Source organism: Streptomyces filipinensis (assembly GCF_014649495.1).
Taxonomy (GTDB): domain Bacteria; phylum Actinomycetota; class Actinomycetes; order Streptomycetales; family Streptomycetaceae; genus Streptomyces; species Streptomyces filipinensis.
Map to the genome: position 1 here is coordinate 21,604 of NZ_BMTD01000026.1, position 19,591 is coordinate 41,194.

The 19,591-nt window shown below is 72.0% G+C and carries 15 protein-coding genes; 9 read left to right on the plus strand and 6 right to left on the minus strand.

Annotated features, from left to right (window positions below; translation table 11 throughout):
- Nucleotides 1–19: 19 nt before the first annotated feature.
- The 3 genes from cofD to IE244_RS36890 all read left to right on the plus strand — a co-directional run bounded on the left by cofD (nt 20) and on the right by IE244_RS36890 (nt 3,375).
- Nucleotides 20–979 carry a 2-phospho-L-lactate transferase gene (gene cofD / locus IE244_RS36880; protein WP_191877949.1) on the plus strand — a complete coding sequence of 320 codons (960 nt, stop codon included), beginning with the start codon at nt 20–22 and terminating at the stop codon, nt 977–979.
- Nucleotides 976–2,283 carry a coenzyme F420-0:L-glutamate ligase gene (locus IE244_RS36885; RefSeq protein ID WP_191877950.1) on the plus strand — a complete coding sequence of 436 codons (1,308 nt, stop codon included), beginning with the start codon at nt 976–978 and terminating at the stop codon, nt 2,281–2,283. The genes cofD and IE244_RS36885 overlap by 4 nt, the downstream gene beginning before the upstream one ends.
- A 69-nt stretch (nt 2,284–2,352) precedes the next feature.
- Nucleotides 2,353–3,375 (plus strand): DNA-3-methyladenine glycosylase family protein, encoded by a 1,023-nt coding sequence (locus tag IE244_RS36890; protein ID WP_191877951.1) that lies wholly within the window; start codon nt 2,353–2,355, stop codon nt 3,373–3,375.
- Between the two features lie 401 nt (nt 3,376–3,776).
- Here the strand turns inward: IE244_RS36890 and manB are convergent, their stop codons facing one another.
- Both manB and IE244_RS36900 read right to left on the minus strand, forming a co-directional pair.
- Nucleotides 3,777–4,859, minus strand: coding sequence for a mannose-1-phosphate guanylyltransferase (gene manB, locus IE244_RS36895; RefSeq protein WP_191877952.1), 1,083 nt, complete (start codon nt 4,857–4,859; stop codon nt 3,777–3,779).
- 186 nt (nt 4,860–5,045) lie between these two features.
- On the minus strand, nt 5,046–6,416 hold the full coding sequence (locus IE244_RS36900; RefSeq protein ID WP_229854656.1) for a peptidoglycan recognition protein family protein: 1,371 nt from the start codon (nt 6,414–6,416) through the stop codon (nt 5,046–5,048).
- Nucleotides 6,417–6,545: 129 nt separating this feature from the next.
- Between IE244_RS36900 and IE244_RS36905 the strand changes: the two genes are divergently transcribed.
- The 4 genes from IE244_RS36905 (at nt 6,546) to IE244_RS36920 (ending at nt 12,304) form a co-directional block, all read left to right on the plus strand.
- Nucleotides 6,546–7,301 carry a TIGR03089 family protein gene (locus tag IE244_RS36905; RefSeq protein ID WP_191877954.1) on the plus strand — a complete coding sequence of 252 codons (756 nt, stop codon included), beginning with the start codon at nt 6,546–6,548 and terminating at the stop codon, nt 7,299–7,301.
- Nucleotides 7,302–7,396: 95 nt separating this feature from the next.
- Nucleotides 7,397–8,584: an LCP family protein gene (locus tag IE244_RS36910; RefSeq protein ID WP_191877955.1), complete on the plus strand. Its 1,188-nt coding sequence runs from the start codon at nt 7,397–7,399 to the stop codon at nt 8,582–8,584.
- Nucleotides 8,585–8,814: 230 nt separating this feature from the next.
- Nucleotides 8,815–10,575 (plus strand): LCP family protein, encoded by a 1,761-nt coding sequence (locus IE244_RS36915; protein WP_191877956.1) that lies wholly within the window; start codon nt 8,815–8,817, stop codon nt 10,573–10,575.
- Between the two features lie 130 nt (nt 10,576–10,705).
- A complete protein-coding gene (locus IE244_RS36920) occupies nt 10,706–12,304 on the plus strand; it encodes an LCP family protein (RefSeq protein WP_191878001.1) in 1,599 nt (532 codons plus the stop codon).
- A gap of 121 nt (nt 12,305–12,425) precedes the next feature.
- On the opposite strand, the gene IE244_RS36925 is transcribed toward IE244_RS36920, so the two are convergent.
- Nucleotides 12,426–13,454 carry a glycosyltransferase family 2 protein gene (locus tag IE244_RS36925; RefSeq protein WP_191877957.1) on the minus strand — a complete coding sequence of 343 codons (1,029 nt, stop codon included), beginning with the start codon at nt 13,452–13,454 and terminating at the stop codon, nt 12,426–12,428.
- 128 nt (nt 13,455–13,582) lie between these two features.
- Between IE244_RS36925 and IE244_RS36930 the strand changes: the two genes are divergently transcribed.
- Nucleotides 13,583–15,079 carry an LCP family protein gene (locus IE244_RS36930; protein WP_444545082.1) on the plus strand — a complete coding sequence of 499 codons (1,497 nt, stop codon included), beginning with the start codon at nt 13,583–13,585 and terminating at the stop codon, nt 15,077–15,079.
- Nucleotides 15,080–15,106: 27 nt separating this feature from the next.
- Here the strand turns inward: IE244_RS36930 and IE244_RS36935 are convergent, their stop codons facing one another.
- Entirely contained in the window at nt 15,107–16,825 is a 1,719-nt protein-coding gene (locus IE244_RS36935; protein ID WP_229854661.1) for an LCP family protein, read from the minus strand.
- 181 nt (nt 16,826–17,006) lie between these two features.
- Nucleotides 17,007–17,567: an acyl-CoA thioesterase gene (locus IE244_RS36940; RefSeq protein WP_191877959.1), complete on the minus strand. Its 561-nt coding sequence runs from the start codon at nt 17,565–17,567 to the stop codon at nt 17,007–17,009.
- A gap of 119 nt (nt 17,568–17,686) precedes the next feature.
- On the opposite strand from IE244_RS36940, the gene IE244_RS36945 reads away from it, so the two are divergent.
- A complete protein-coding gene (locus IE244_RS36945) occupies nt 17,687–19,006 on the plus strand; it encodes an LCP family protein (RefSeq protein WP_191877960.1) in 1,320 nt (439 codons plus the stop codon).
- A gap of 64 nt (nt 19,007–19,070) precedes the next feature.
- On the opposite strand, the gene IE244_RS36950 is transcribed toward IE244_RS36945, so the two are convergent.
- Nucleotides 19,071–19,433 carry a four-helix bundle copper-binding protein gene (locus IE244_RS36950; protein ID WP_031171356.1) on the minus strand — a complete coding sequence of 121 codons (363 nt, stop codon included), beginning with the start codon at nt 19,431–19,433 and terminating at the stop codon, nt 19,071–19,073.
- Nucleotides 19,434–19,591: the final 158 nt, after the last annotated feature.

Below are 19,591 nucleotides of genomic sequence, written 5' to 3' on the forward strand. Positions count from 1 at the left end.
CGCCTGCGAGACTTGGCGCATGCGCATTGTGGTTCTGGCAGGCGGCATCGGCGGTGCCCGTTTCCTGCGTGGTCTGAAGCGGGCCGTGCCGGACGCGGACGTCACCGTGATCGGCAACACCGGCGACGACATCCATCTCTTCGGGCTGAAGGTCTGCCCCGACCTGGACACGGTGATGTACACGCTGGGCGGGGGCATCAACGAGGAGCAGGGCTGGGGGCGGACCGACGAGACCTTCCACCTCAAGGAGGAACTGGCGGCCTACGGCGTCGGACCCGAGTGGTTCGGCCTCGGCGACCGGGACTTCGCCACGCACATCGTCCGCACGCAGATGCTCGGCGCGGGATATCCGCTCAGCGCCGTCACCGAAGCGCTGTGCGAGCGCTGGAAGCCGGGCGTGAAGCTGATCCCGATGACCGACGACCGCGTGGAGACCCATGTCGCCGTCGAGGTCGAGGGCGAGCGCCGGGCGGTCCACTTCCAGGAGTACTGGGTACGGCTGCGCGCCTCGGTCCCGGCGCAGGCGGTGGTGCCCGTGGGCGCCGAGCAGGCCAAGCCGGCACCCGGTGTGCTGGAGGCCATCGCCCAGGCGGACGTCATCCTCTTCCCGCCGTCCAACCCCGTCGTGTCCATCGGCACCATCCTCGCCGTGCCCGGGGTCCGGGAGGCGATCGCGGACGCGGGCGTGCCCGTGATCGGCCTGTCCCCCATCGTCGGGGACGCACCCGTGCGCGGCATGGCCGACAAGGTCCTCGCGGCGGTCGGTGTGGAGTCCACGGCCGCCGCGGTCGCCGAGCACTACGGCTCCGGGCTGCTGGACGGCTGGCTGGTCGACACCGTGGACGCGGCCGCGGTCGAGCGGGTCGAGGCGGACGGGATCCGCTGCCGGGCCGTGCCGCTGATGATGACCGACGTCGACGCGGCCGCGCAGATGGCGCGGGAGGCGCTGGCGCTGGCCGAGGAGGTGCGGGGAGCGTGAGCGAGGAACGCTCCGGGTACCGGGTGTGGGCCCTGCCCGGCATCCCCGAGGTGCAGCAGGGCGACGACCTCACCAAGCTGATCGCCGCCGCCGAGCCCGGCCTGGCCGACGGGGACGTGCTGCTCGTCACGTCCAAGATCGTCTCCAAGGCGGAGGGCCGGGTCGTACAGGCCGCCGACCGGGAGGCGGCCATCGACGCCGAGACCGTCCGCGTGGTGGCCCGGCGCGGCGCGCTGCGCATCGTGGAGAACCGGCAGGGCCTGGTCATGGCCGCCGCGGGGGTCGACGCCTCCAACACCCCCGCCGGCACGGTGCTCTTGCTGCCCGAGGACCCGGACGCGTCCGCGCGGGCGATCCGCGCGGGCCTGCGCGCGGCCCTCGGCGTCGACGTCGGTGTCGTCATCACCGACACCTCCGGGCGCCCCTGGCGCGCGGGACTGACGGACGTGGCGATCGGCGCGGCCGGGGTGCGTGTGCTGGACGACCTGCGCGGGGGCACGGACGGGCACGGCAATGCGCTCAGCGCGACGGTCGTCGCCAGCGCGGACGAGCTGGCCGCCGCCGGCGACCTGGTCAAGGGCAAGGCCACCGGCCGGCCGGTGGCCGTGGTGCGCGGGCTGGCGCACGTGGTGGACCGCGAGGACGGCGAGGGCGCGCGGGCACTGGTGCGGACCGCGCGGGACGACATGTTCCGGCTCGGCACGTCCGAGGCGGTCCGGGAGGCGGTGACCCAGCGGCGTACGGTCCGGGCCTTCACGGACGAACCGGTGGACCCCGGCGCGGTACGGCGCGCGGTGGCGGCGGCCGTGACCGCGCCGGCCCCGCACCACACCACGCCGTGGCGGTTCGTCCTGCTGGAGTCGGCGGAGTCCCGGACCCGGCTGCTGGACGCCATGCGGGACGCGTGGATCGCCGATCTGCGCCGGGACGGCAAGAGCGAGGAGTCCGTCGCGAAGCGGATCCGCCGCGGCGACGTCCTCCGTCACGCTCCCTGTCTGGTCGTGCCGTGCCTCGTCATGGACGGCGCGCACCACTACGGGGACGCGCGGCGGGACGGCGCCGAGCGGGAGATGTTCGTCGTCGCGATGGGCGCGGGCGTGCAGAACCTGCTGGTCGCGCTCGCCGGGGAGCGGCTGGGCTCGGCGTGGGTGTCGTCCACGATGTTCTGCCGGGACGTGGTGCGCGAGGCGCTCGCGCTGCCCGCGGACTGGGAGCCGATGGGCGCGGTGGCGGTCGGGCATCCGGCCGAGGAGCCGAGACCGCGGCCGGAGCGGGACGCGAGCGGGTTCGTCGAAGTGCGGTGAAGTGCGGTGAGAAGGCCTGGGCAGCGCCTAGGCTCAGAGGACGGCACCGGCTCCCCTAGGACCTCATTCGTGGCAGGACGTTTCCCTCAGCGGCCCACGCGTACGACCGTGCGCGGAGGCCATGTCGGCGTACCCGCGGGTGCCGGTGCCGGAATACCGCGGCAGGCGGCGGCGCCGGTCCGGGTGCGCCGGTGGGTGCCCGAGGGGCCGCTCGATCTGGGACTGGTGCTCGGACCACTGCGGCGTGGGCCCGCCGACCCCACCTTCCGGGCCACCGCGGACGGATCCGTGTGGCGCGCCTGCCGTACGCCCGCCGGGCCGGGCACGCTACGGGTGCGCGGGTACGGCGGTGAGGTGCTCGGGGAGGCGTGGGGACCGGGAGCGGAGTGGCTGCTGGACCGGTTGCCCGAGTGGCTCGGCGCGTCCGACGAGCCGGAGGCGTTCGTGCCCCGGCACCGGGTGGTGGCGCTGGCGCGGCATCGGCGGCCGGGGCTGCGGCTGACGCGGACGGGACTGGTGCTGGAGTCCCTCATCCCGTCGGTGCTGGAGCAGAAGGTCACGACGGACGAGGCGTACCGGGCGTGGCGGTTGCTCGTACGGCGGTTCGGGGAGCGGGCGCCGGGACCGGCGGGGGCCGGGGAGCGGCCGATGTTCGTGATGCCGGCACCGCGGGGGTGGGCGCTGATTCCCTCCTGGGAGTGGCATCGGGCCGGGGTCGACGACAAGCGGGCGTCCACGATCCTGCGGGCCGTGCGGGTCGCTGCGCGGCTGGAGCAGGCGGTCGGGATGCCGGCGGCCGCGGCGCAGGCGCGGCTGGAGGTCGTGCCGGGGGTCGGGCCGTGGACGTCGGCGGAGGTCGTGCAGCGCAGTCACGGGGCGGCGGATGCGGTGACCGTGGGGGATCTGCATCTGCCGGGGATCGTGGGGTGGGCGTTGGCGGGGGACCGGCACGCCGATGACGCGGGGATGCTGCGCTTGCTGGAGCCGTATGCCGGGCAGCGGCATCGGGCGGTGCGGCTGATCTTGTTGAGCGGGCAGGGGCCGGCTCGGCGGGCGCCGAAGATGCCTCGGGTGGACATCGGGTTGCTCTGAGGCGCCCTGCGCGCTTCGGGGGCGGGGGTCGGCTTCGCTTGCCCGCGCTTGCGGGGTGCGCGGTGCTGTCGCCGGGCTACGGGGTGCTCTGCTTGCCCGCGCCGGCGAGGTGCACGGTGCTGCCGCGGGACAACGGGGGGTTTCGCTTACCCGCGCTTGCGGGGTGCCGCTGCGCCCACCCGTGCCGCCCCAGCGGCACGACTGCCCGCAGCCAGGCGGGCACGGACCCGCGGCTAGGCGGCCGCGGACCGCTGGCGGTCCAGTGGCGCGGCCGCGCGGGGCTGGGCGGGCAGGGACCCGCGGCTGGGTGGGTTCGCGCCGGCGGTACTGCAGTTCCCCAGGGGCGCGGGGAACTGCGCGAGCACCCCCCACCGGGCCGCCCCCCGGTGGGGGGGGTGGGCCTACTGGTCGGAGGAGAAGCGGAGCGCTCCCGCTGGGATGCGGGCGTCGCACCACACCCGCACACCCTCGCGCAGCTCGTTGTCGGGGCCGATGACCGCGCCGTCGCCGATGACCGTGCCGGTCAGGACCGTGCGTTCGCCCACGCGGGCCCGCGTGCCGATGAGGGAGTCGGTGATGACCGCGCCGGGTTCGATGACGGCGCCGGGGAGGATGGTGGAGCCGAAGACCCGGGCGCCCTCGGCGACGAACGCGCCCTCGCCGACCACCGTGCCGCCGGTCAGCTTCGCGTCCGGCGCCACCGTGGCCGTGGGGAGGATGAGGCGGTCTCCGCAGCGGCCGGGGACGGCCGGGGAGGGCGCATGGCCCAGGACCAGGTCGGCCGAACCGCGGACGAAGGCCGCCGGGGTGCCGAGGTCCAGCCAGTACGTGGAGTCGACCATGCCCTGGAGATGGGCTCCGGCGGCGAGCAGCTCGGGGAACGTCTCGCGTTCGACCGACACCGGGCGGCCCACCGGGATCGTGTCGATGACCGAGCGGCGGAAGACGTACGCCCCCGCGTTGATCTGGTCGGTGACGATCTCCTCGGGCGTCTGCGGCTTCTCCAGGAAGGCCAGCACGCGGCCGGAGGGGTCCGTGGGGACCAGGCCGTAGGCCCTCGGGTCCGTCACCTTCGTCAGGTGCAGGGAGACGTCCGCGCCCGTCGACGCGTGGGTGTCGACCAGGGCCCTGATGTCCAGGCCCGTCAGGATGTCGCCGTTGAAGATCAGCACCGGGTCGTCGGGGCCGGAGTGCAGGCGGGAGGCGACGTTGCGGATGGCACCGCCCGTGCCGAGGGGCTCCTCCTCGGTCACGTACTCGATGTGCAGGCCGAGTCCGGAACCGTCGCCGAAGTACGGCTCGAAGACCTCGGCCAGATAGCTGGTGGCGAGGACGATGTGGTCCACGCCCGCCGCCTTGGCGCGCGCCAGCTGGTGCGTGAGGAACGGCACCCCGGCGGCCGGGACCATGGGCTTGGGCGTGTGCACCGTGAGCGGACGCAGCCGGGTGCCTTTGCCACCGACCAGGAGGATCGCTTCTGTCACCTGTCGTCTCTGCTTCCTGCCGGGATCGGCCGAACTGCTCGTTCTACTCGTTTCGGCCGGTCAGTGTATGCAGACCGTAGCGGCGGCGCCCTTGACGACCACGCGTTTTCCCCCGAGATCGGTATGAGAACGGTGTGAGACCGGCAGGGCCCCCCGAGACGGTGCTGCCCGCGCTCCCCGGCCGCGTCAGCGCCCCTGGTAGTGCGCCGCGCTGGAACGGGCCGTGCCGAGCTTGGCGTAAAGCCGCTTGCCGGGGCACTCGGTGGCGTATCCGTCCCGATGGCCGGAGATCACGTTCAGTCGTACCTTCTTACCTTTGGGGTACAGGTTGCCACCGCCGGACGTGAGATATGTCCTGCCACGCGGATTGGCCCCGTAGAGCCCGAGTTTCCACGCGGTGAGCCGGGCGACGGCCCGCACCGCGGCGCCGGGCGGCTTCGCCGAGCCGTACGTGCCGATCACGGCGATGCCCATGCTGTCGGCGTTGAAGCCGGCGGTGTGCGCGCCGAGGACAGCCTTCGCCACGCCGCCGGCCCGGCCTTCGTAGATGGTTCCGCACTTGTCGACGAGGAAGTTGTAGCCCATGTCCCGCCAGCCCATGCTCTGGACGTGGTAGCGGTAGATACCGCGGATGACTGAGGAGGCCTGGGAGCAGGCGTACTTGTTGCCCGAGGCCGTGTGGTGCACGAAGGCCGCCTTGACCTTCTTCATGTAGGTGAACCCGCTCAGGCGCAGCGACTCGTCCGCGCCCCAGCCGCGGCGGGTGACGATCCGCGGGCGCGGTCCGATGTGCGGCTTGCCCCGCAGTGGGCCCTGGAGGCGGACGAGTTCGCGTTCGGTGGCCCGCTTGTTCAGCGCCGGGATCGCCATGGCGCCGAAGCGGGCGACGTCGGTGTTGGCGGCCGAGGCCTCCCGTGCCGCGGCCGTGTGCAGGCTGGTGTGGGGCGGGCCGGCCGGCGCGCCCGCGGGCGGCCCCTCGTCGCCGGGGTCGACGAGTTCCACGCGCAGTCCTGACGGCAGCGGTGGCCGCTGCCCGCCCGTACGGCCGCCGCGCAGGGCGCGGTCGGCGCGGACCCGTACGTCCACGCCGTCCGAAGCGCCCACCCACAGCGGTGCGGTCGCCCCGCGCACCCGCCGGGCGTCCCGTTCCGCCGTGCCCGGGTCGGCGCCGTGGTCGGCGTTGTGCGTGTCCAGGTCCTGCCACCCGGACCACTCCCCCGTCGCTGCCGACCGGGCCCGCACCTGGACCCGGCCGCGCAGTGCGCTGCCCGGGTCGCGCCAGACGACCCCGACCAGCGAGAAGTCCTCGCCGTCGGGCCGGTACAGGCCCTGCTCCGGGGCGGTGCCGCGAACCCGCTCGGCGGACAGCGGGCCGAGGGGCAGTGAGCGGGTGCTTCCGGGGATCACGGGATCGGCGGCGTTCCGGGCGGCGGCGCGTGCGGGCGCGGCGGACGCGGGCGGGGTCAGCGGGACTGCGAGGGCCGCGGCGCAGGTCACGCCGATCGAGCAGACGGCGATCCACGGGGTGCCCAGGGACGAGGTCAGGAATCCACGCATGCTTACGATCTTGGACATAGTCAGACAAATTTGTCCATCGGTGAACTGACGGACCGTCGGCAACCGTTCCGCCGAACCGGTGCCCCCGCCGCACGCCGGGCGCGAGCGCCCGCGCGTACCCTTTTCCGGGTGAACGCCACCGATCGCACCCCTGCCGACCTGCTGGCTTCCGCGCTCGCCGCGGACCCCGGCCGCCCGCTGGTGACCTTCTACGACGACGCCACGGGCGAACGTGTCGAACTGTCCGTGGCCACCTTCGCCAATTGGGTGGCCAAGACCGCGAACCTCCTCCAGGGCGAGCTCTCCGCCGGGCCCGGTGACCGGGTCGCGCTGCTGCTGCCCGCGCACTGGCAGACGGCGGTGTGGCTGCTGGCGTGCGCGTCGGTGGGCGCGGTCGCGGACCTCGGCGGGGATCCCGCCGCCGCCGACGTGGTCGTCAGCGGGCCGGACGCGCTGGACGCGGCGCGGGCCTGCCGGGGAGAGCGGATCGCTCTCGCGCTGCGGCCGCTGGGCGGGAGGTTCCCGCAGGCCCCGGAGGGGTTCGTCGACTACGCCGTGGAAGTGCCGGGGCAGGGGGACCGCTTCGCGCCGTTCGCCGCGGTGGACCCGGAGGACGCCGCGCTGATCGTCGCCGGACGGGAGTTCAGCGGGGCGGAGGTCGTGGAGCGGGCCGTGGCCCAGGCGCCCGCGCTGGAGCTGACCGGGCCGGGTTCGAGGCTGCTGTCCGGGCTCTCGTACGACACGTGGGAGGGTGTCAGCGCGGGGTTGTACGCGCCGCTGGCCGTCGGCGGGTCGGTGGTGCTGTGCCGGCATCTGGAACAGCTGGACGAGGAAGCCCTCGCCCAGCGGATCGAGAGTGAGCGGGTGACCACGGTCCGGCGGTGACGGGGCCGCGCTTCGCCCGGTCGGAGTAGCAAAGGGCGCTGCGGGACCCCCTCCCCCGCCATGGTCGTAGGAGCAGGACGTGACGCTCGTACGCCATGAGGGGGTACCCGCCCGTGACCGACTCCGCCCGCAAGGTCCCCGGCCGCGGCCCCGGGGCCGCGGCCACCGGGGGCGGGCTGCGGCGGCGGCGTCGGCGGCGGTGGGCGAAGGGGACGGCGCTCGGGCTGGCCGTGCTGGTCGCGGCCGCCGCGGGGACCGGCTGGGCCCTCTACGCCAAGCTCAGCGCGAACATCACACCGGACGAGGCGGCCGCCCGCGAACTGGCCCGGTACGAGCGGGAGCGGCCCACCACGCTGGTGCGGGGCGCGCAGAACATCCTGCTGATCGGCTCCGACACCCGCGCCGGGGACGGCAACTCCGCCTACGGGCGGGACCTGGGCAGCGAGCGTTCCGACACCACGATCCTGCTGCATCTGGCCGCCGACCGGCGCAGCGCGACCGCCGTGTCGCTGCCGAGGGACCTGATGGTGGACATCCCCGGCTGCCGGCAGTCGGACGGCACCCGCAGCCTGCCGGTGTTCGCGATGTTCAACCGCGCCTTCCAGGTGGGCGGTTCCGCGTGCACGATCCGGACGGTCGAGAAGCTGACGGACATTCGGGTCGACCACCACATGGTCGTGGACTTCAGCGGCTTCAAGGACATGGTGGACGCCGTCGACGGGGTGCAGGTCTGCCTGAAGGAACCCATCGACGACAAGGCCGCCCGGCTGAAGCTGCCCGCGGGCAAGGTGCTGCTCGACGGGGAACAGGCCCTCGGGTACGTGCGGGCCCGCAAGTCGCTCGGCGACGGCAGCGACACCGAACGGATGGAACGCCAGCAGCGGTTCCTGGGCGCGCTCGTCGACAAGGTGCAGAGCAACGACGTGCTGCTGAACCCGGTGAAGCTGTATCCGGTGCTGGACGCGGCGACCTCCTCGCTGACCACCGACCCGGACCTGGCCAGTCTGCGCGGCTTGTACCAGTTGGTACGCGGGCTGCGCGACATCCCCACCGAACGGGTGCAGTTCCTGACCGTACCGAGGGAGTCGTACGTCTACGACGCCAATCGTGACCAACTCGTGGAACCGGAGGCCGAGAAGCTGTTCGCCCGGCTGCGGGCCGATCAGCCCGTGGCGGTGGCCCGGAAGGCGCCGCAGGGCGCCCCGGAGGCGGACGGCCGGAGCGACCCCTCCCCCGCGCCCACCTTCCAGGGGAACACCGCCGCCGAACACACCTGCGAGTAATGCGCACATCAAGACACCGAATCTCCGTCCAGGAAATGCGACGGATTGCCCAGTTGTAGGCGGAGGGAATTTGTCACCGGCGTCGCTCCAGGCTGAACTGGGCGGATAGGGTGAGCGATCCGGTGCACCTGGCCGCGAGGTCCGTCCTGGGGTCGTGCACTGTTTCACCGAGACCCGAGCGCCTTTGGGGGGAAGGCGCCGCGTGGCCCCGACGGAGGATTCGGACAACCGTGGACGCGCAAGGCCGTGGGCGGGCGGACAACATCGACCCCGCAGACCAGTGGGTGCTCAATCCGAACACCGGCGAATACGAACTGCGACTGGGTCCTTCCGCACCGCAGTCGTCGGTCCCCAGCCCCCGCAGACCCGCTCCCCCGGACAACGCCCGGGCGCCGCGCCGCCGCGACGGCCCGGCGTCCGGCGCCGCCCGTGGGACGCGCCAGGGGCGCGGCGGTGACGTACCGCCGCCGCGCTCGGCCCGGCGCCGGGGCGGCGAGCCGGAGACGCCGCAGGGCCGGCGGGCGGCCCGGCGGCCCGTGAAGAAGAAGTCGAAGGCGAAGAAGGTTCTGGTGTGGACCGCCGGCAGCACGGCGTTCGTGCTGGTCGCCATCGGCACCGCCGGCTACCTGTATCTCAAGCACCTCGAAGGCAACGTCACCACGACGGACGTCGGCAGCGCCGCCAAGGACGGCTTCAGCAAGGACGACGCCTTCAACATCCTGATCATCGGCACCGACAAGCGCACCGGCAAGGGCAACGAGGGCTACGGCGACAAGGGCAGCGTCGGGCACGCCGACACCAACATCCTGCTGCACGTCGCCAAGGACCGGACGAACGCCACCGCGCTCAGCATCCCGCGCGACCTGATCGTGAACGTGCCGGACTGCCCGACGAAGCAGCCGGACGGCAGCGAGAAGGTCATCCCGGGCACGGACAACGTGCGCTTCAACACCAGCCTGGGCCAGGACGACCGCGACCCCGGCTGCACCATGCGCACCGTGCAGGAGGTCACCGGGATCGTGCCGGACCACTTCATGATGGTCGACTTCAACGCGGTGAAGACGCTGACGACGGCGGTCGGCGGGGTGGACGTGTGCCTCGCGCACGCGGTGAACGACAAGGATTCCCACCTGAAGCTGCCCGCCGGCCCGTCCAAGGTCGAGGGCGAGCAGGCCCTGGCCTTCGTCCGGACGCGGCACAGCTGGGGCAACCAGGGCGACCTGGACCGCATCAAGGTGCAGCAGCAGTTCATGGCCTCGCTGATGCGCAAGATGTCCTCCAGCGACACGCTGACCAACCCGACCAAGCTGGTCGAACTCGCCGAGGCCGCCACGAAGGCGCTGACCGTCGACAAGGGCATCGGCTCCGTGGGCACGCTCAAGGACATCGCGCTGGAGCTGAAGAAGGTACCGCCGAAGAACATCTCGTTCGTGACGGTACCCGTGATCGACAACCCGGCCGACGGCGTCGTCCACAAGACGGTCGTCGTCAACCAGAGCACCGCCCCACAGGTCTTCGACGCGATCAAGAACGACGTCTCCTTCACCGAGGTGAAGAAGAGGCAGAAGGCGGAGAAGGACGCGGAAGCCGCGCGCCTGAAGGGCAGCCGGTCCGCGCCCTCCGACGTACGGGTGCGGGTCCTCAACGGCGGTGCCGACCCCGGCAGCGCGCAGGACACCCTCCGGTGGATGCAGACCCAGGAGGGCGTGCTCAAGTCCGAGAACGCGGGCAACGCGCCGGCGCCGCTGGACAAGACGACACTGGAGTACGCGCCCGACCAGGCCGCACAGGCCCGGGAGCTGGCGCACCTCATGGGCCTGCCCGGCTCCGCGCTCAAGCCCGGCAAGAGCGTGACCAACTCCCAGGGGCTGCCGGCGATGACGCTGACCCTGGGCAAGGACTTCAAGGGTGCGGGTGTCTCGCTCACCGCTTCGGCGAAGGCACCGGACGTCGACAAGTCCACGGCAGACAAGGTGAAGTGCGCGTCGTAGGTAACCCAACGGGTCCGTCGTGCGTCTAACTGGGCGCGGGACGGGCCCGTTGTACGGCGCAAGGGTGGGGAGGGCAGGAAGTTTGGCGCAGAGCGATGTGCGCGGGCAGGACCCTGCGGTCGACGACGGCATGTCGCTCGAACCGCGGTCCCGGGAGGCGACCGAGGGGTCCGGCCGGCACGGCGGGGGACGGCGCAGAGGCGATTCACGGGCCGAGCGGCCACGGCGCAGACGGCGCGCCCTGCGCTGGTCGGCGACGGTGCTGGCGGTGGTGATACTGGGTACCGCGGGCGCCGGTTACCTGTACTACCAGCACCTGAACTCCAACATCCGCAAGGGTCAGCGCAGCAGCGGCGACGACTCCAAGGCGGTCAGGACGCCGGCGAACGCGGCCGGGCAGACGCCGCTGAACATCCTGCTGATCGGCTCGGACAGCCGTAACACCCCGGAGGACCTGAAGCTCGGCGGGCACCGGCAGAGCGTCGGCGCCCCTCCGCTGGCCGACGTGCAGATGCTCATCCACCTGTCCGCGGACCGCAAGAGCGCCGCCATGGTGAGCATCCCCCGGGACACCCGCGTACACATCCCCGAGTGCACCGACCCCAAGACCGGCAAGAAGTATCCGGAGACCGACGACATCATCAACACGACCCTGGCCCGGGGCGGCGCCGGCTGCACGCTGGCCACCTGGGAGGACCTCACCGGGGTCTACATCGACCACTGGATGATGATCGACTTCGCGGGTGTGGTGAACATGGCGGACGCCATCGGGGGCGTCGAGGTCTGTGTGAAGCAGAACGTCTGGGACCACCCGACGCCGGCCCAGCCCGGCGGCTCGGGGCTGAAGCTGAAGGCCGGGACGCAGAAGATCTACCGCGAGCAGGCCCTGCAGTGGCTGCGCACCCGGCACGCCTGGGGCAGTGACCTGATGCGGGCCCGCGCCCAGCACATGTACCTGAACTCGATGATCCGTACGCTCAAGAAGCAGAACGTGTTCACCGACAGCGGGCGGCTGATGGACCTGGCCGAGGCGGCCACCAAGTCGCTCCAGGTCTCCGAGGAGATCGGCACGGTCAAGAAGCTGTACGACCTGGCCATGGAGCTCAAGTCGGTGCCGACGAACCGCATCACGTCGATGACGATGCCCCACGTCGACGACCCGCAGAACGGCGAGCACGTCGTGCCGGACCAGGCCAACGCCGACAAGATGTGGCAGATGCTCCGCGACGACGTGCCCTTCGACAAGAACGGCAAGCCGTCGGCCGCCCAGCAGGTCGCGAACACGACCCCGGCGACCAAGACGCCCTCCACGGACCCGGGCCGGCTGGGTGTGCTGGTGCGCAACGCCACCCGGACCGCCACGGCGGCCGCGGTCGGCGGCCGGGCGAACGACATCAGCGAGGTGCTGGCGCAGAAGGGCTACACCCGGGCGACCACCGACACCTCGGCGACGCTGTCCGAGGACAGTACGGTCGTGCAGTATCCGAGCGCGGACCTGCAGGGTGACGCGCAGGCGGTGGCGAGGGCACTCGGCATCCCGACGACCGCGGTGAAGCAGTCGACCGACGTCTCGGGGGTCACGGTCGTCGTCGGCGCGGACTGGCGCACCGGCACGGGCTACCCCAAGCAGTCCAAGCCGAAGGCCGGCGACCTGCCCGGTGGCTCCGACGCCATCAACGGCTCGGACTCCACCCCGTGCATGCCCGTGTACAAGCCCTATCAGTGGTGATCGGCCGGCCCGCGACCGGACGGACCGGACACAGGTGAGGGGGCCCGCTGCCTGAGCAGCGGGCCCCTCACATCCGCGCACCGGGCCGGGATCCAGCCGGCCTCGTGGTGCACCGCCGTGTTCAGCGCGAGACGAGCACCGCCGGGCGCCGGGACGCGATGACCTTCTTGGCCAGCGACTTCGGGCTGGTCAGAAAGCCCCAGCCCCACGACATGTGCATGGTGGCCAGGGCCACCGGGATCTGCAGCCGGGCCTTCAGCGGCAGCCCGCTGCCCGCCGGGACGGAGCCGGCGACGATCGCCGCCAGATAGCCGCCGGGGACGAGGAAGCCCCACGGGGTGAGCACCGCGCCGGCCACGATCCCGGCGGCGATCGCGCACACCGCCACCGGCGGGGCGAGGTAGCGCAGGTTGATGGAGCCGGAGTGGTAGCGGGCGACGACATGCCGCCAGCGGCCGTAGTCCTTGTACTGCCGGGCGAGGGCGCGCACGCTCGGCCGCGGCCGGTACGACACCTTCAGCTCGGGCGAGAACCAGATCAGGCCGCCGGCCTCACGGATGCGGAAGTTCAGCTCCCAGTCCTGGGCGCGGATGAACTCCTCGTTGTATCCGCCCTGCTGTTCCAGGGCCTCGCGGCGGAAGACGCCGAGGTAGACGGTCTCGGCGGGGCCGGCCTCGCCACCGGTGTGGAAGGCGGCGTTGCCGACACCGATCTTCGAGGTCATCGCGGCGGCGACCGCGTGCTCCCAGTCGTTCTCGCCCTCGGCGTGCATGATGCCGCCGACGTTGCGCGCGCCGGTCTCCTCCAGGAGCCGCACGGCGGTGGCGATGTAGTTCGGCGAGAGCATGCCGTGGCCGTCGACGCGCACCACGACCGGGTGCCGGGAGGCCTTGATCGCCGCGTTCAGCGCCGCGGGCGTACGGCCGGTCGGGTTCGGGACGGTGTGCACGCGCGGGTCTTCGCTGACCAGCTCGGCGGCGATCTCGTCCGTGCGGTCCGTGGACGGACCGAGGGCGATGACGACCTCCATCTCGCCGGCGTACTCCTGCGCGAGGATCGCTTGGACGGCCCCGCGCAGATGCCGCTCCTCGTTGAGGACGGGCATGATCACGGAAACAGCGGGGAGCCGCACGTCGGACTTGGCGTTCATAGGAGCCTCACGTTACCGCGAACGGGGGACACCGGTGCGCGCCGCAGGGGCGTAAGACCGGGCTGGAGATCGTATCGGCCTACGGTGCTCACGGATCCCACGTACGGCCTCGTCCGGAGGTGTCCCCTTTGGCCAGCCCGCCCCGGTCCCCTGCGCGTCCGCAGCGTCGACCGCAGCCGCCCCGCCGTGTGCCGCGCCCGCCCGAGCGGCCCGTGCGGTCCGTCCGGCCACCCCGGCGGCCCCGCTGGGCCATGCGGGCGGTGACCACGCTGTCCGTCGTGGTGCTCGCCTCGGCCGGGATCGGGCACGCGGTCATGAGCAGCCTGGACGCGGGCATCGCCCGGGTCGACGCCTTCAAGGACATGAAGAACCGGCCGCGCGCGGGCCACGGCACGAACGTGTTGCTGGTGGGCACCGACGGCCGCGACCGGATCACCGAGCGGGACCGGCGGGCGTACCGGCTGGGCGGGGCGCCCTGCCACTGCACCGACACGATGATGATCGTGCACATCTCGGAGAACCGGGACCGGGCCACCGTGGTGAGCCTGCCCCGCGACTCCTACGCCGAGGTGCCCGCGCACACCGACCCGGTCTCCGGGCAGCAGCACGGACCGCACCCCATCAGGCTGAACGCGGCCTACGCCGAGGGCGGCCCCCAGCTGACCGTCCGCACGGTCGAGAACATGACGCATGTGAAGATCGACCACTATCTGGAGGTCGACTTCGCCAGCTTCATGAAGACCGTGGACGTCCTCGGCGGGGTGACCGTGTGTACGACGACGCCGCTGCAGGACTCCTACACCGGCCTCGACCTCGCCGCCGGCACCCACACCCTCATGGGCGGTCAGGCGCTGCAGTACGTGCGGGCCCGGCACATCGACGGGGCGAGCGACCTGGGCCGGATGAAACGGCAGCAGCAGTTCCTGGCCGAGCTGATCGACAAGGCCACCTCCTCCGGGGTGCTGCTGAACCCGATGCGGTTCCGGGACGTGACCCGGGCGGTGCTCGGCTCGGTCCGCGCCGACGAGGGCTTCGGTACCGACGAGCTGCTCGACCTCGGCCGGGCCATGCGGAACTTCTCCCCGTCCTCCTCCGAGTTCACCACCGTGCCCATCGGGCAGCTGAACTACCCGGCCAAGGGCATCGGCTCGACCCTGAAGTGGGACGAGACCAGGGCGGCCCAGCTGTTCTCGGCCCTGCGCGACGACAGGCCGCTCACCGCGGACCGCCCGGAGCACGGCACGGCCCCGGCGACGCCGGTGGAGGTGGATCCGCGGCAGGTCCGGGTCCTGGTGGCGAACGGCACCGGCACGGCCGGCCTCGCCAAACGGGTCGACGAGGCGCTCGCGGCGACCGGCTTCGCCACGACCCACCAGCCGGTGGACGCGCCCGCCCACGCCCCGCACACCGTCATCTCCTACGACCCCCGCTGGGACCGCTCGGCCCGCTCCCTGGCCGCCGCCCTGCCCGGCGCCGAGCTGCGCCCCCTACCGGGCCAGGGCCCGCTGCTGAAAGTGGTCGTCGGCGCCGACTTCAAGGACGTGCGCAAGGTCCGCTACGACGACCCGCAGCAGCCGCAGCAGAACGTGGTGCGCGGCAACGAGGTGGTGTGCTCGGGCTCCTAGTCCCGCGGGGCTCCCGGTCTGTGCGGCTCAGGAGGCGCACTTGACCTCGTCGGCCGTCTGCTTCTGGACGGCGGGGGGCTCGGCGGGGCCGTCGACCGGGATGCCCGCGCCCTGGAAGTCGGCGCCGAGGCGCAGGACGATCGCCGGCAGCCCCTGGTCGTTGGTCTCGCTCCTGCCCGGCTTCAGCGCGTCGCCGGCCAGCCCCATGAGGTCGGCCAGCTCCCGCGCCTGGGCGGCCTGGCCGGGGGCGTACTCCAGGGTGGTCTTCGGCTGGTGCGCCCCCGTGTTGCCGAGCTGGGTGGACCTGGTGACCCCCTTCTGTGTCTGCAGCCAGGCCAGGGCCGCCTGGGCGGAGCCGTCGGGGGCGCCCGCGTTGTAGAGGTCGACGCGGACGTCACCGGGCGCCGACCGCGGGCCCTTGAGCCTGGCGTCCTGGGTCGCCTTCTGCCGCTTCTTCACCTCGGTGAAGGAGACATCGCCCTTGATCGCGGAGAAGATCTGCCCGGCGGGCCCCGGCTGCACGAGGACCGTCTTGTGGACCGGGCCGTCGGCGGGGTTGTCGCGGACCGGCAGGGTGAGGAAGGTGATGTTCTTCGGCGGTACCTTCTTCAGCTCCAGGGCCACGTCCTTGAGCGTGGTGATGTGCCCGATGCCCTTGTCCACCGTGAGCGCCCTGGTCGCCGTCTCCGCCAGGTCCATCAGCCGGGTCGGACTGGTCAGGGTGGAGTCCGACTTCATCTTGCGGAACAGGGAGCCGAGGAACTTCTGCTGGACCTTGATGCGGTCGAGGTCGCCGTGGTTGCCCCAGCTGTAGCGGGTGCGGACGAAGGCCAGGGCCTGCTCGCCCTCGATCTTCGACGGTCCGGCGGGCAGGTCCAGGTGCGACTTCTTGTCCTTCACGGGGTGCGCCAGGCAGACGTCGACCCCGCCGACGGCCGTCGTCAGCGTCTTCACCGCGTTGAAGTCGGCCATCATGAAGTGGTCGACCTTCATCCCGCCGGCGAGCTGCTCGACGGTACGGACCGTGCAACCGGGGTCGCGGCCCAGCTGGCCGAGGCTCTGGTTGAAGCGGACGCCCTTCGTCCCCGGGACGACCTTGATGGAGTCGTCGGGCTGCTTGGTCGGGCAGTCCGGTATGTCGGTGATCAGGTCGCGGGGGATGCTGAGCGCGGTCGCGTTCGTCCGGTCCTGGGAGACGTGCAGCAGGATGTTGGTGTCGGCGTGCCCGACGCTGTTCGCGTCGCCGTAGCCGGCGTCGCCCTTGCCCTGCCGTTTGTCGGTGCCGATCACCAGGACGCTGAACGCCTTGTCCTTGCTGAAGGAGTCGCTGGTGGCGCCGGCGGTGTCGGTGGTGCTGATGTTGTCGTCGAGGTGCTTGAGGTAGAGGTAGCCACCGACGGCACCGGCGACGACCACGAAGGCCAGGGTGCCGCTGGTCCACAGCAGGATCCTTTTTCCGGTGGACCTCTTCTTACCCGCGGACTTCCTGCCCGCGGGCTTCCTCTCACCGGCGGACCGCTTCCTGCCCGCGGGCCCCTTCCCGGCGGCCCTGCGCTGCGGACGGCCCGTGGACCGCCCACGGCCCTCCCGGTCCGGCCCGGCGTCCGGTGCGGAGCGGGGCCCGGGCACGGTGGGCCGCTCGGCGGGCGGGCCCGGCCGCAGCTCGTACTCGCCGGTGTGCGGGTTGCGGACCCACTGGTCCGCGGGATCGATGTCGTCGCCCCACTCACGGCCCGGCCTGTCCACGCCTCAGCACCCCCCGCAGGGGCCACCACGGCCAGCCCCCCGTCACTCTCCGCCTGTCGGACGGCGGGCGGGCACACAGCCACCCACCGGATCGCTCACATTATCCGCACAGATCATCGACAGACGGCCGGAGTGATACTTGCCACTTCCGTACAACCCCCCGGCGGTTCAAGGAAGTTGTTCAGTCCTCGAACCCCTCCGCGGCCCTCTTCTCACGCAGCTCGCGGATCGCGCGGCGGCGGGCCAGCCGGTGGGTGCGGCGGATCTGGGCCTCCTGGTAGCGGCGGCGGTCCCGGTCGGTCTCCGGGAGCACCGGCGGCACCCGGCGCGGCTTGCCGTCGGCGTCGACGGCCGCGAAGACCAGGTAGGCCGAGCCGACCTGGGTGGCCGGCGCCGACTCGTTCCAGCGCTCGGCGAGGACGCGCACGCCGACCTCCATGGAGGTCCGGCCGGTCCAGTTCACCTGCGCCTTCACATGGACCAGGTCACCGACGCGGACCGGCTCCAGAAAGGCCATCTCGTCCATGGACGCGGTGACCGCGGGGCCACCGGAGTGCCGGCCGGCCACGGCGCCCGCCGCGTCGTCGACCAGCTTCATGATCACCCCGCCGTGCACCGTCCCCAGCAGGTTGGTGTCGTTGTGGGTCATGATGTGGCTGAGGGTGGTGCGCGAAGCTGAGGTCGGCTTGCCGGGGATGTCCGGTTCGATGTCCGGAATCGCGTCCGTGGCCTGGTCTGTCATGCCCTCCACCTTATGCCGAAGTGACTTTCGCGGGATTTGTGTCAGCTTCGCAACAGCGGCGCTCTTATTTTCCGACAGCCCTTGTAAGGCACACCGCGGCGCCCTGCACACTGGGGCCCATGAATGACTGGCCCCAGGGATGGTCCGACGACAACCGCGGCCCGCGGTACGGACGCGGCAGCGCCGGCGCGCAGCCGGAAGGCGCCCGCGTGATGCGTCAGGTGCAGCGCGGCCCGGCGGTACCGCCCGGGCAGCGCTCGTACGGCGACCCCGGTCCGGCGGCGCCGCCGTACGGGCCCGGCGTCCCGCAGCAGCCGTCGTACGTGGACGGCCGTGGCTACGACGACGGCGCCGGCTACGGCGACTACGACAGCGGCTACAACACCGGCCAGGTCTACGGCGCCCCCGGCGGCCGCGGCCCGGGCGGCACGGCGGACGCGCCGCCCCGCGCCCCGCGCCCCGCGCCGAACTGGCGGCGCCGGATCAAGTGGACCACGATCACCGTGGCGACCGTGCTGGTCGTCACGTCGGTCGCGACGTACTTCTGGGCCGACTCCAAGCTGCGCCGCGAGGTCGACCTGGCCCAGGTCATCGACCGGCCGTCGGCGGGCTCCGGCACGAACTACCTGATCGTCGGCTCGGACAGCCGTGAGGGCATGTCCAAGGCGGACGAGAAGAAGCTGCACACCGGCGGCGCCGAGGGCAAGCGCACGGACTCGATGATGATCCTGCACGTCGGCGACAACGGCGACACGCTGGTCTCGCTGCCGCGCGACTCGAACGTGACCGTCCCGTCGTTCAAGGGGACGTCCGGGAAGCTCTACCCGGCCACGGGCCGGCAGGAGAAGCTCAACGCGACCTACGCCGAGGACGGCCCGACCCTGCTGGTCCGCACGATCGAGGCCAACACCGGTCTGCACATCGACCACTACGTGGAGATCGGCTTCCAGGGCTTCGCCAACATCGTGGACGCGGTCGGCGGTGTCGAGATCAACATCGACAAGGGCTTCAAGGACAAGTGGTCCGGCGCCGACTTCAAGGCGGGCAACCAGACCCTGAACGGCCAGCAAGCCCTCGCCTTCGTCCGCACCCGGCACGCGTTCGCCACCTCCGACCTGCAGCGCACCAAGAACCAGCAGAAGTTCCTGTCGGCGCTGGCCCACCAGGTGGCCACCCCGTCGACGATCCTCAACCCGTTCAAGTTCTACCCGGTGATGGGTGCGGGTCTGGACTCCCTGATCGTCGACAAGGACATGAGCCTGTGGGACCTGGGCTCGATGTTCTGGGCGATGAAGGGCGTCCAGGGCGGTGACGGCACGTCCTTGAACATGCCGATCTCCGGTTCCGTCGGCGGCAACCTCGTCTGGGACAAGGCGAAGGTCAAGACGCTGGTGGACGAGCTGAACAACGACCAGAAGGTCACGGTCTCCGGCAACTGACGGTATCGCCGTACACAGGTCGAGGGCACCCGGACGGGTGCCCTCGACCGCGTTCGGCAGGGCGTCACATCTTGGCGCCCGCCATGGCGCGGCACATCTCCGCCGCGCGGCGACACGCCTCCGCGCAGCGCATCATCTGCGGGTCGTCCGGCATCGCCATACACGCCTCGGCGCACATCTCGCACGCCTTGGCGCACATCGCGCACATCTCGCCCGACATGGGCGAGCGGCGCATCATCATGTCGGCGCACATACGGGTCGTCTCGGAGCAGTCCATGAGCGCGCGCATGATCTGCATCTGGGCCTGGCCACCCATCTGCATGCAGGAGCTCATGGTCTCCTCGCACATGGTGTGCGCGGCCATGCAGGCGTTGACGCAGTCCTGCATCTGCTGGGTCATGGGCGTCATCGTTCCGGGCTGGGTCATGGCTCCTCCTCGGAGGCGGGGACCCGGGACGGGTCCCGTGTGCTTCCGTCCTACGTCCCCGGTGGCCGCCCCGCATGTGACCGACCGGTCGGCAGGTGCGCCCGGGCAGCGGAAAGGCGCCCCGCGGGGCGCCTTTCCGGACAACCGTGCCGCTCGTG

Excerpts from the sequence above, each read along its gene's own strand:
- cofD (WP_191877949.1), top strand. The coding sequence starts at position 20 with ATGCGCATTGTGGTTCTGGCAGGCGGCATCGGCGGTGCCCGTTTCCTG.
- IE244_RS36900 (WP_229854656.1), bottom strand. The coding sequence starts at position 6,416 with ATGCGTGGATTCCTGACCTCGTCCCTGGGCACCCCGTGGATCGCCGTC.
- IE244_RS36910 (WP_191877955.1), top strand. The coding sequence starts at position 7,397 with ATGAGGGGGTACCCGCCCGTGACCGACTCCGCCCGCAAGGTCCCCGGC.
- IE244_RS36920 (WP_191878001.1), top strand. The coding sequence starts at position 10,706 with ATGTCGCTCGAACCGCGGTCCCGGGAGGCGACCGAGGGGTCCGGCCGG.
- IE244_RS36925 (WP_191877957.1), bottom strand. The coding sequence starts at position 13,454 with ATGAACGCCAAGTCCGACGTGCGGCTCCCCGCTGTTTCCGTGATCATG.
- IE244_RS36940 (WP_191877959.1), bottom strand. The coding sequence starts at position 17,567 with ATGACAGACCAGGCCACGGACGCGATTCCGGACATCGAACCGGACATC.
- IE244_RS36945 (WP_191877960.1), top strand. The coding sequence starts at position 17,687 with ATGAATGACTGGCCCCAGGGATGGTCCGACGACAACCGCGGCCCGCGG.
- IE244_RS36950 (WP_031171356.1), bottom strand. The coding sequence starts at position 19,433 with ATGACCCAGCCCGGAACGATGACGCCCATGACCCAGCAGATGCAGGAC.